Source organism: Methylibium sp. (genome assembly GCF_031393925.1).
GTDB lineage: Bacteria > Pseudomonadota > Gammaproteobacteria > Burkholderiales > Burkholderiaceae_C > Methylibium.
Genome location: NZ_JANMWL010000026.1, coordinates 1 through 11815, shown reverse-complemented (window position 1 = coordinate 11815; position 11815 = coordinate 1). Strand labels below are relative to the sequence as shown.

Genomic DNA, 11815 nt, shown 5'->3' with positions numbered 1-11815 from the left:
GAAGAACACCTCGCGGCGCACGCGGTGCAACTGCCCCATGCGCGCGAGCCGACAAAACAGGGTGCGCAGCGCGTCTTCGCCGACGTGCAGATCGCGCGCCAGCTCGGGCACCTGCGGCGGCGCCAGGCCGGCGCCGTGGAGCACCGGCCGCGCGCGCTCCCACAGCGTTTGCTCGGCGGCGCCCCGGCTCACGCGGTGGCCGTCGAGCTGATAGCGCGGGCCGATGCGCAGCACGCGTTGCTGCGCGAGCGCGGTGTCCATGAGGCTCGCCACCACCGCCACGCCCGGGCGCTGAGGCATCAGGTTGCGCAGCTCCTGAAGGTTGGCGCCGGCGCTGTCGGGCTGTCGTTGGTGGTAGGCAGCGAGCGCGGTCAGCGCCTGCTCGGCGAGCTGCTGCCAGTGCGCCGAGCTAAAGGCGCAGGCGAGCCCGCCAGCGCGCAGCAGGTGTGCGTGCGCGGCGTCGAGCAGCGGCGCCAGCGCGCCATCGGTCAGCTTGTGAAGCCGCGCAAACCACGCGAGGTCGACGCCGGCCGGCGAGCACTGCAGCAGGGCGCCGAGCGCGACCTCGGGCGTGCTCGCTTCCAGCGCGGCGAGCACGGCGGCGCGCAGCGGCTTGCGCCGGCCACGTTCGGGCGCAAAGGCATCAAGCACGCGCCCGCCGCCGAGCGTGCGCCGCGCCGACTGGTCGCGCACGATGAAGCGGTCGCCGTGCAAGGCGCCGAGCGGCTGGTCGAGCACCAACTGCACGAGCGCGTCTTGTCCGGGCTGCAGCGGCGTGCCCTGCAGCAGCGCCACGCGGCCGTTGACGTGCGCCGCACCGAGGTGGACGTGGACCGGCGTCCAATGCGCCAGCGCGCGCGCTTCGCCCGGCAACAAGGCCAGGCGCGCGTCGATGCGCTGCGTGGGCGCGTGCAGGGCGGGTGCCAGCAGCCACTGGCCGCGCGCGATGTCGCGGCGGTCGAGCTGGGGTGCGGTGATATTGATGGCGCAGCGCTCGCCGTGCGTGCCGCGCTCGGCCTTGCGGCCTTGGGCATGCAGGCCGCGCACGCGTACCTGCACGCCGAACGGCGAGATCATCAGCGGGTCGCCCACCGTCACCGTGCCGTCAAACACCGTGCCGGTGACGACGGTGCCGATGCCGGCGAGCGTGAACGCGCGGTCGATCGCCAGGCGAAACGGCGCGTCGTCGCGGCCGTGTGCGTCGGCTGCGGCGCTTGCCGCCGCCTGCAGGTGCGCGCTCAGCGCGGCGATGCCTTCGCCGCTCACCGACGACACCGGGATGATCTCGAAGCCGGCTTGCGCACGGCCGTCCAGCAGGCGACGCACCTCGGCCACCGCGGCGTCGCGCCGGGCGGCGTCGACGCGGTCTATCTTGGTCAGCGCTACGACGCCGCGCTCCAGGCCGAGCAGGCCGAGGATCGCCAGGTGCTCGACGGTCTGCGGCATCGGCCCGTCGTCGGCCGCCACCACCAGCAGCACATGGTCGATGCCGGGCGCGCCGGCCAGCATGTTGTGGATGAATTTCTCGTGCCCCGGCACGTCGACGAAGCCCCGCACACCGCCACCCGGCAGCCCCTGGTAGGCGTAACCGAGGTCGATGGTGATGCCGCGCGCCTTCTCTTCTTTCAGGCGGTCGGCATCGACGCCGGTCAGCGCCTTGACCAGCGAGGTCTTGCCATGGTCGATGTGACCTGCGGTGCCGACGATCATGATGGCTGCGTGTGGGCCCAATGACAAGGAGCCCGCGTTGCCGCGGGCTCCTTGTGTTCTAGCGAAAACCCGCGTCGCCGCGGGCCCTTGGTCGGCAGGCCGGGGCGCAGCAATGCCGCGCCCCGACTCGGCCGCCGCGGCTACTTCTTCACCGTCGTTTCCGCCAACTCCAGCATCCATGTCTTGTACGGCACGAAGTTGACGCGGTTGCTCACCGCATACAGCTTCGAAGGCGCGTACAGGAACACGACGTTGGCCTGGTCATGCACATAACGGTTCATCTGCGCCGTGAGCTTCTCGAGCTTGCCCTTGTCCTTCTCGGCGAGCATCTTCGCGCCCAAGGCCGCGAACTCGGCGTCTTCGGGCATCTTGCGAAAGCCCCCGTCCTTGCCGAAGAACTCGCGGAACACCACGCCATACGGGTACTCGGGCGACCAGTCGAAATGCTCGACCAGCCACACGTCCCAGGCGTCGCCCTTCGGAGCGCCGGAGTAGTCGGCCACGACCTTGACCCCGGCCTTGGCCAGGCTCTTGCTCATGGCTTCGACCACGCCCTTTTGACCCGCGCCCGCCACCACCGTCACGCTGGTGATGCCCGCCGCCGCAAGCGTCTTGCCAGCGCCGGACGGATCGTAGGCATAAGGCTTCAACGACGCTTCATGGCCGAAGTGGCCGGGCATGATCATCGAAGAGATGACGGTGCCGTAGCCCATCGCCCCCTCCTTGACCACCGCAGCCCGGTCAACCGCCATGTTGAGCGCCTTGCGCAGCTTGATGTCGCCCCACTTCGAGTTCGGCGCATTGCGGTTGAGCACACCCACCAGCACGGTCTTGGACTTGCTCTCGACCACGCTGGCCTTGCTGCTCTTCTTCAGTGCCACCGCCTCGGCGGGTGACAGCTCGGTCACGATGTCGACCTTGCCGCCTTTTGCGACCTCCTCGAGTGCTTCAGCCTTGGAAATGACGTTGTCGAACACGAACGTGGCCTTCGGCATGCGCGCCTTGTTCCAGTAGTTCGCATTCGGCTCCAAGGTCAGCGTCGGTGAACGCTTGTCCAGCACCGAAGCGCCTTCCTTCAAGACAAACGGACCAGTCCCCCACGGACCCGGTTCGTCGATCACTCACCAATTGCCTTCGGCGTTGCCAGATTTCTTGTTCTTGAACCCGTTGGTGTTCCAGAACTTGGTGCTGGCGACGTGCATGCCGCGGAACTTCATGACCGCGGCACTGTCGGTGCTCGGGAACACGAAGCGCACGGTGTAGTCGTCCACCACCTCGAGCTTGGTGTCCTTGGCAAAGTTCAAGAAGGCGCCCGGCGGATGCGGGTTCTCCGACTTTTGCACCTCGTCGAAGCTGCGACGAAACATCTTCGCGTTGAAGGGCTCGCCGTCCTGGAAGGCCACGCCCTTGCGCAGCTTGAACTCCATGGTGGTGTCGTTGACCCAGCGGTAACTCTCGGCCAGGGTGGGCACGGTGCGGCCGTCCTTGTCGACCCGCACCAGTTCTTCCATGGTGTTCCAGGTGATGGACAACCAGTTCACGGGCGATGGGTCAACCACGGTGATGACCGGCGTTGCAGCAATTGCTGCAAACGCCGAAGTCCCCAACGCGGCCGCCATCGCCAAGCTCCGCAGGCGCCCTTTCAGGCGCGGTGCGAAGACTCGACCAGGGGCAAGCTTCATTTCGATCGTCTCCTTGTGGTTGATGTCTAACCCTTACTGCACCGACCGCCGGTCATTGCACCAGCGGGCGAACCAGCTCCTCGAACTTGCCTGGTTTCGTCTCGCCCAACACGGTCTGGACGATGTTGCCCTTTGCATCGACCACCACCGCGAACGGCAGGCCGCCCACGCTGTTGCCGAGTTGTTTGGAGAGTGCGATGGCGTCGTTGCTGCCGAGCAGCAGCGTGTAGTTGATCTGGTGCTGCTGCGCAAATTCGCGCACCTTGTCGGTGTTGTCGGCCGAGATACCGATGACCGAGAGCTTGGCTCCGTACTTCTTGTGCAGCGCCATCAGCTCGGGCACCTCCTGCTTGCACGACTTGCACCAGGTTGCCCAGAAGTACACGACCATGGGCTTGCCCCTGAACTGCGCCAGCGGCTGCAAATTGCGCTCGAAGTCCGGGAAGCTCGCGGCAAACAGCGGCTGCGCGCTGGGCGCCGCAGTCGCGGCGCGAGCGGCGCCGGCCGCGACCAGCGCGCCGCTCCCCAGGGCGGTCAAGGTGAGCGAAACCACCACCATCGTCGCAGCGCCCAACGCGCCCGCCTTGCAGATCGGCATGTCATCACTCCAGCAAATTCGCCTGACCGAGACACGACATCGACCGACCACGATCGATTAGCGCGCTAATCGAAGCAATGTAGGCGGCGCTTTGACACGGGCTGCCCCGAGGTTTCCCGAACCGGTTTGTCGCCCGGCTGGGTGTCTGGTGAGTCAGCCGGGCTCGAGCAGCGCCGCCGCTCGATCGGCATTCAATGACCAGGCATGCAACATAGTGCATAAAACAGCGCTGCAGTGGGGACGCGCCGGTCGTTAAATCTTCTTTATCGTCCGATGCGCGGGACTTGATCGCAGTTGAGACGTGAACTATGATGCCCAGTCGAGCTAACATGCACCATGCTGCATGTTTCTGGACCTCCCGCTGCCGAGAAACGCCATGACCGCCACCTTGTCCGCCGAGCCCGCTGCACCCGACTTGCTGTCGGTCGATTACCGCACCGACCCCTCGCGCTACCGCCACTGGCGCTTGGCCGTCGACGGCACTATTGCCACGCTGTCGATGGCGGTGGCCGAAGAAGGGGGCATCCGCCCCGGCTACAAACTCAAGCTCAACAGTTACGACCTGGGCGTGGACATCGAACTGCACGACGCGGTCAACCGCCTGCGCTTCGAGCACCCCGAAGTGCAGACGGTGGTGCTCACCGGAGGGCGCGAGCGCATCTTCTGCTCGGGCGCCAACATTTTTATGTTGGGCCTGTCCAGCCATGCGTGGAAGGTGAACTTCTGCAAGTTCACCAACGAGACGCGCAACGGCTTCGAAGATTCCTCGCGCAATGGCAGCCTCAAGTTCCTGGCCGCCGTCAACGGCGCCTGCGCGGGCGGCGGCTATGAGGTGGCGCTGGCTTGTGACGAGATCCTGCTGGTCGATGACCGCTCGTCGGCCGTGTCCTTGCCCGAGGTGCCGCTCTTGGGCGTGCTGCCGGGCACCGGCGGCCTCACGCGCGTGACCGACAAGCGCAAGGTGCGCCACGACCTGGCCGACATCTTCTGCATCAGCGTCGAAGGCGTGCGCGGGCAAAAGGCGGTCGACTGGCGGCTGGTCGACGCCATCGCCAAGCCGGCCGTCTTCGCGCAGGCGGTCAAGCAACGCGCCCTGGCGCTGGCCGCAAAGAGCCAGCGGCCCGGGCCGGGGCAGGGCGCCCAGGGCGTGGCGCTGACGCCGATCGAGCGCACGGCCGACCCCACCGGCCTGCACTACGCCTACGTGGACGTGCAGATCGACCGCGCCCGGCGCAGCGCCACCATCACCGCCAAGGCGCCGACCGAGCCGCCGCCGCAGGACATCGCCGCGATCATGGCCGCGGGCGCCGCGTGGTGGCCGCTGCAGTTCGCGCGCGAACTCGACGACGCGCTCCTGCACCTGCGCACCAACGAGCTCGACATCGGCTGCTGGCTGCTCGCCACCGCGGGCGATGCCCAGGCCGTGCTCGCGGCCGACGCCAGCCTGCTGGCCCACCGCGAGCACTGGTTCGTGCGCGAAACCATCGGCCTGTTGCGCCGTACCTTCGCCCGGCTCGATGTGTCCTCGCGCAGCCTGTTCGCGCTGATCGAGCGCGACTCCTGCTTTGCCGGCAGCTTTGCCGAGTTCGCGTTCGCGGCCGACCGCGCCTACATGCTGGCACTGCCGGACGCGTCCGATGCCGCGCCCCGGCTCACGCTCGGCGAGGCCAACTTCGGCCTGCTGCCGATGATCACCGGCCAATCCAGGTTGCAGCGCCGCTTCTATGAAGAGGTACTGCCGCTCGCGGCCGCGCGCGACGCCATCGGCCAAGCGCTCGACGCCGCCGCCGCGCTCGCGCTCGGCCTCGTGACGGCCGCGCCCGACGACATCGACTGGGCCGACGAAATTCGCATCGCGCGCGAGGAGCGCGCCGCGCTCTCGCCCGACGCGCTCAGCGGCCTGGAGGCCAACCTGCGCTTCAACGGCCCCGAGAACATGTGGACGCGCGTGTTCGCCCGGCTCTCGGCCTGGCAGAACTGGATCTTCATCCGGCCCAACGCCGTAGGCGCGAAGGGCGCGCTCAAGGTCTACGGCACCGGCGAGAAGGCGCAGTTCGACCTGAACCGAGTTTGACTCCCTCTCCCTTTGAGAGAAGGCGGGGTGAGGGCCACGCCGGAGCCGCGCACCGCCTTCACCCCGACCCTGTTCCGCCACGGCGGGAGAGGGAGCCATTCAGCAAGCAGCAAGCTCCACGGAGAACTTCATGTCCGCCATCGACTACAGCGAGAAGATTCCCAACAACGTCAACCTCGGCCAAGACCGCAGCTTGCAGCGCGCGCTCGAGCAGTGGCAGCCCAACTTCATCAACTGGTGGGACGACGTCGGCCCCGAGGGCTCGACAGACTTCGACGTCTACCTGCGCACCGCAGTCAGCGTCGACGCCGGCGGCTGGGCGCAGTTCGGTCACGTGAAGATGCGCGACTACCGCTGGGGCATCTTTCTCAACCCCGGCGACGCCGAGCGGCAGGTGCAGTTCGGCGATCACAAGGGTGAAAAGGCGTGGCAGGACGTGCCCGGCGAACACCGCGCCAACCTGCGCCGCATCATCGTGACGCAGGGCGACACCGAGCCGGCGTCGGTGGAGCAGCAGCGCCACCTGGGCCTGACCGCACCGAGCATGTACGACCTGCGCAACCTCTACCAGATCAACGTCGAAGAAGGGCGCCACCTCTGGGCAATGGTCTACCTGCTGCACAAGCACTTCGGTCGTGACGGCCGCGAGGAAGCTGACGCGCTCTTGCAGCGCACTTCGGGTGACGAGAACAACCCGCGCATCCTGGGCGCCTTCAACGAGAAGACGCCCGATTGGCTGGCCTTCTTCATGTTCACCTACTTCACCGACCGCGACGGCAAGTTCCAGCTTGCCGCACTCTCCGACAGCGCCTTCGATCCGCTGGCGCGCACCACCCGGTTCATGCTCACCGAAGAGGCGCACCACATGTTCGTGGGCGAGAGCGGCATCTCGCGGGTGATCACGCGCACCTGCCAGGTGATGAATGAGTTGAAGACCGACGACGCCGCCACCGTGCGCGCGGCCGGCGTGATCGATCTCGCGACCTTGCAGCGCTACCTCAACTTCCACTACAGCGTCACCATCGACCTGTTCGGCGCCGACCAGTCGAGCAACGCCGCCACCTTCTACAGCTCGGGCCTGAAGGGCCGCTACGAAGAGGGCAAGCGGGGCGACGACCATGTGCTCAAGGGCCAGCACTACAAGGTGCTCGAAGTGCAGGGCGGGCAGCTGGTGGAGAAGGAGGTGCCGATGCTCAATGCGCTCAACGAGGTGCTGCGCGACGACTTCATCAAGGACTCGGTGGCCGGCGTGGGCCGCTGGAACAAGGTGATCGAAAAGGCCGGCATCGCGACGCGGCTGCAGGTGCCGCACAAGGCCTTTCACCGCCAGATCGGCGCGCTGGCCGGCGTGAAGGTATCGCCCGACGGTCGCCCCGTGAGCGAGCTTGAATGGGCGGCGCACGAGAAGGCCTGGCTGCCCAGCGCCGATGACCGCGCCTTCGTGGCATCGTTGATGGGCCGCGTGGTCGAGCCCGGCAAGTTTGCCGGCTGGATTGCGCCACCGGCCATGGGCATCAACCGGCAGCCGGTGGATTTCGAGTACGTGCGGTTCGGTTAACGCATTCATTCCCGCTCCTTTCGGGAGAGGGCGCCGTTCGGAGAGGGTTCCCATGGACATGGCCACCGACACCCAGGTCATCAAGCAGCACCTGATCGACCCCGAGATCTGCATTCGCTGCAACACCTGCGAAGCCACCTGCCCGGTCGGCGCGATCACCCATGACGACCGCAACTACGTGGTTCGCGCCGATGTCTGCAACGGCTGCATGGCCTGCATTTCGCCGTGCCCCACCGGCTCGATCGACAACTGGCGCAGCATGCCGCTGGCCGAGGCTTACTCGATCGAGGCGCAGCTGACCTGGGACGAACTGCCGCTTGAACTGAGCACCGAGCAACTGGCCGAGCATGGCGTGTCGACGCCGGGCGATGGGGCGATCGTTGCGCCCACTGCGCCCAATGCGCCCGCCGCGCCTGCCGCGCCTGGGTCCGGCGCGGCAAGCGGCGACACACCGTTCGACTCCGCCGCCTTCGGCGCGACCTTGCCGCCCTGGTCGGCAGCGCACGCCTACACCAAGCTCTACGGCCCCAAGCGGCCGACCACCGCCACGGTGACCGGCAACTTCAACTGCACCGAGGCGGGCTTCGCGAGCGAGACGCACCACATCGTGCTCGACTTCGGCGCCATGCCCTTCCCGGTGCTCGAAGGCCAGTCGATCGGCATCGTGCCGCCGGGGGTGGATGCCCACGGCCGCGCGCACGTCGCGCGCCAATATTCCGTGGCCAGCCCGCGCAACGGCGAGCGCGCCGGCTACAACAACGTTTCGCTCACGGTCAAACGCGTCACCGAAGACCACCAGGGCAAGGCGGTGCGCGGCGCGGCGTCCAACTTCGTGTGCGACCTGAAGGTGGGTGACATGTGCGCCGTGATCGGCCCGTTCGGCAGCTCTTTCCTGATGCCCAACCACCCCCGATCCAACATCGTGATGATCTGCACCGGCACCGGCTCCGCGCCGATGCGCGCCATGACCGAATGGCGGCGGCGCCTGCGCGCCACCGCCAAGTTCGAGGGCGGCAAGCTGATGCTGTTCTTTGGCGCGCGCACGCAGCAGGAGCTGCCGTACTTCGGGCCGCTGCAGAAGCTGCCGCACGACTTCATCGACGTCAACCTCGCGTTCTCGCGCACGCCGGGCCAGCCGCGGCGCTATGTGCAGGACCTGATGCGCGAACGCGCGGCCGACCTCGCCGCGCTCTTGAAGGACGCCAACACCTTCATCTATGTCTGCGGCTTGAAGAGCATGGAACAAGGCGTGGTGCTGGCGCTGCGCGACGTGGCCGAGGCGGCGGGCCTGGCGTGGGAGACGCTCGGCGGCGCGCTCGCGCGCGAGGGCCGCCTGCACCTCGAAACCTACTGAAGCCGCCGATGACCCACCCCTCTCTCGAGCTTTCGGGCGCACCGGTGTTCGTGATCGGCGCCGGCATCATGGGCGCCGGTATCGCGCAGGTGGCGGCGCAGGCCGGCCACGCCGTAAGCCTCTTCGATGCGCGCGAGGGCGCCGCGGTTGACGCCAAGCGCAAGCTGGCCGAAACGTTTGCGGCGCTGGTCGCCAAGGGCAAGCTCGAGGCCGTTGCCGCGGCGGCTGCGCTCGATCGCATTCGCCCGGCCGCGGCGTTGACCGATGCCGCCGACGCCGCGCTGGCGGTGGAGGCGATCGTCGAGAATCTAGAGGCCAAGCGTGGCCTGCTGCGCTCGCTCGAGGAGATCGTCGCGCCGCACTGCGTGCTCGCGACCAACACCTCGTCGATCTCGGTCACCGCGCTGGCCAATGGCCTGGCGCATCCGGGGCGTTGCGTGGGCATGCACTTCTTCAACCCGGTGGCGCTCATGAAGCTGGTGGAGGTGGTGTCGGGCCTGCAGACCGAGCCGGCGGTCGCGGGCGCCGTGTTCGAGCTGGCGCGGCGCTGGGGCAAGCAGCCGGTGCATGCGCGCTCGACGCCGGGCTTCATCGTCAACCGCATTGCGCGGCCCTATTACGCCGAGACGCTGGCGCTGCTGCACGAGCGCGCCGCTGCGCCGGCCGTGCTCGACGAGTGCTTGCGCGCCGTGGGCTTTCGGATGGGACCGTGCGAGCTGATGGACCTGATCGGCCACGACACCAATTTCGCGGTGACCGAGTCGGTGTTCGCCGCCAACTTCGGCGACAAGCGCTTTGCGCCTTCGCTGGTGCAGCGCGAGCTGGTCGATGGCGGCTTGCTCGGGCGCAAATCGGGGCGCGGTTTTTATGCGTATCCGGCGGCGGCCACGCCATCGTCGGCGCCTGCGTCAGTTACGGCACTCGAGTCGGCTGACATGCCCGATGCCAGGGCTGTCGTGCTGCACGGCAGCGGCTTTGCGGTCGAACGCTGGGCCGAGGCGCTCGAGGCCGCCGGCCGGCCGTTCACGCGAGAGCAAGGCAGCGGCTGGCATGGCCTGACCGCCGACGGCGCCCAACTGCGCCTGACCGACGGCCGCCCGGCCTTGCAGGTGGCGGCCAGCGAGGGCGCGCGCGATGTGGCGCTGTTCGATCTGCCCGGCACCATTGGGGCGACGCGCACCGGCGCAGCGCTCGCCTGGAGCGCTGCCGCGCTGGCATCGAAGCATTGGCAGGCGCTCGCGCCGCGCTGGCTCGCGGCGGCCGGCTTCAGCCCGCAGCGCCTGGGCGACGCGGCCGGCCTGGTGGTCGCCCGTACCGTCGCCATGCTCGTCAACGAAGCGGCCGACGCCGTGCTGCAAGGCGTGTGTACGCCCGAGGCGGCCGACCTGGCGATGAAGCTCGGCGTCAACCACCCCGAAGGCCCGTTCGAATGGCTCGCCCGCTGGGACGTGCGCGACGTGGTCCGCCTGCTCGACCACCTGGACGCGCACTACCGCGGCGAGCGCTATCGCGTCAGCCCCGAGCTGCGCCAGCGGGCGTGGATGAAGGCGGCCGAGGGCTAGGGTAGGCTCCGCCGGCGTCGCCATTGCGGGTTATCCCGAAGTTGATCGCCCGAAAACTACCCTGCGGGGTAGGGGCGCCGACTTGCCCCGAGGGCACGATGATCGGCAATCCCGCTGGCGGCCCGGGTCGCTTCTTTTTGCGGGCCGACGAAGGGTTCAACCGCGCAAGGACGCAATGACATGGTGAACACAACGCTTTCCGCAACTTCAGCGGGCTCCAAGGCCGACGCGCAATTCGACGTCGTCGTGGTCGGCGCCGGTTTCGCCGGTCTCTACGCGCTGCACATGCTGCGCAAGAAGGGCTTCTCGGCGCGCCTGTTTGAAGCCGGCGACGGCGTCGGCGGCACCTGGTACTGGAACCGCTACCCGGGCGCGCGCTGCGACATCGAAAGCATCGAATACTCCTATTCGTTCTGCGACGAGTTGCAACAGGAGTGGGACTGGCCCGCGCGCTATGCCGACCAGCCGGAAATCCTGCGCTACATCAACCACGTGGCCGACCGCTTCGACCTGCGGCGCGACATCCAGTTCGAGACGCGCGTCACCGCGGCGGTGTTCGACGAAGCAAACAGCCGCTGGTTGATCAGCACCGACCGCGGCACGAGCGTCACGGCGCAGTTCTGCATCATGGCCACCGGCTCGGTGTCGGCGCCCAAGCCGCTCGATTTCCCGGGTCTGGCCGACTTCAAAGGCCCGCAGTACCACACGGCCTACTGGCCCAAGGAGCGCGTCGACTTTTCCGGTCAGCGGGTCGGCGTGATCGGCACGGGCTCGTCGGGCATCCAGGCGATACCGCACATCGCCGGCGAGGCCCTTCACCTGAGCGTGTTCCAGCGCACGCCCAACTTCAGCATTCCGGCCTGGAACCGCTCGCTCACCTCGGAGGAGCGGCGTCGCCAGAAGGCGAACTACGCCGACCTGCGAGAGCGCGAACGCGACTCCGACGTCGGCATCGTGGCGATGCCGGCAGAAACCCGACGCGCCCTCGAAGTGACGCTCGATGAGCGGCTCGCCGAATACGAAGCGCGCTGGAACCACGGTGGCCTGTCCTTCTACACCTCGTTCGCCGACCTGCTGGTGAACCAGGAGGCCAACGACACGCTCGCCGACTTCGCGCGCGGCAAGATCCGCGAGAAGGTGCGCGACCCGGCGGTGGCTGAACTGCTCACGCCCCGGGGCTACCCGTTCGGCACCAAGCGCCTGTGCGCCGACACCGGCTACTACGAAACCTTCAACCGCGACAACGTCAGCCTGGTGGACGTGCGCCGCTCGCCGAT

The 11815-nt window shown here is 67.9% G+C and carries 7 protein-coding genes and 1 pseudogene; 5 read left to right on the top strand and 3 right to left on the bottom strand.

Features of this window, described 5'->3' with window-relative positions; genetic code table 11:
* The 3 genes and pseudogenes from selB to RMO12_RS01725 form a co-directional block, all read right to left on the bottom strand.
* Positions 1 to 1710 (bottom strand): selenocysteine-specific translation elongation factor (selB, locus tag RMO12_RS01735; RefSeq protein WP_309637977.1); only part of this gene is annotated, 1710 nt, incomplete at its 3' end.
* Positions 1711 to 1850: 140 nt separating this feature from the next.
* Positions 1851 to 3221, bottom strand: a pseudogene (locus RMO12_RS01730) (ABC transporter substrate-binding protein).
* A 223-nt stretch (positions 3222 to 3444) separates the two neighbouring features.
* Positions 3445 to 3990, bottom strand: coding sequence for a TlpA disulfide reductase family protein (locus RMO12_RS01725; RefSeq protein ID WP_309637976.1), 546 nt, complete (start codon positions 3988 to 3990; stop codon positions 3445 to 3447).
* Positions 3991 to 4366: 376 nt separating this feature from the next.
* On the opposite strand from RMO12_RS01725, the gene boxC reads away from it, so the two are divergent.
* The 5 genes from boxC to RMO12_RS01700 all read left to right on the top strand — a co-directional run.
* Entirely contained in the window at positions 4367 to 6064 is a 1698-nt protein-coding gene (boxC, locus tag RMO12_RS01720; protein WP_309637975.1) for a 2,3-epoxybenzoyl-CoA dihydrolase, read from the top strand.
* 130 nt (positions 6065 to 6194) lie between these two features.
* Positions 6195 to 7622 carry a benzoyl-CoA 2,3-epoxidase subunit BoxB gene (gene boxB, locus RMO12_RS01715; RefSeq protein ID WP_309637974.1) on the top strand — a complete coding sequence of 476 codons (1428 nt, stop codon included), beginning with the start codon at positions 6195 to 6197 and terminating at the stop codon, positions 7620 to 7622.
* Between the two features lie 52 nt (positions 7623 to 7674).
* Positions 7675 to 8976, top strand: a complete 1302-nt coding sequence (boxA, locus tag RMO12_RS01710) for a benzoyl-CoA 2,3-epoxidase subunit BoxA (protein WP_309637973.1) — start codon at positions 7675 to 7677, stop codon at positions 8974 to 8976.
* Between the two features lie 8 nt (positions 8977 to 8984).
* On the top strand, positions 8985 to 10538 hold the full coding sequence (locus RMO12_RS01705) for a 3-hydroxyacyl-CoA dehydrogenase (protein ID WP_309637972.1): 1554 nt from the start codon (positions 8985 to 8987) through the stop codon (positions 10536 to 10538).
* Positions 10539 to 10718: 180 nt separating this feature from the next.
* Positions 10719 to 11815 (top strand): NAD(P)/FAD-dependent oxidoreductase (locus RMO12_RS01700; RefSeq protein ID WP_309637971.1); only part of this gene is annotated, 1097 nt, incomplete at its 3' end.

Coding starts and splice junctions, on each gene's coding strand:
- RMO12_RS01725 (WP_309637976.1), bottom strand. CDS start 3,990: ATGCCGATCTGCAAGGCGGGCGCGTTGGGCGCTGCGACGATGGTGGTG.
- boxC (WP_309637975.1), top strand. CDS start 4,367: ATGACCGCCACCTTGTCCGCCGAGCCCGCTGCACCCGACTTGCTGTCG.
- boxB (WP_309637974.1), top strand. CDS start 6,195: ATGTCCGCCATCGACTACAGCGAGAAGATTCCCAACAACGTCAACCTC.
- boxA (WP_309637973.1), top strand. CDS start 7,675: ATGGACATGGCCACCGACACCCAGGTCATCAAGCAGCACCTGATCGAC.
- RMO12_RS01705 (WP_309637972.1), top strand. CDS start 8,985: ATGACCCACCCCTCTCTCGAGCTTTCGGGCGCACCGGTGTTCGTGATC.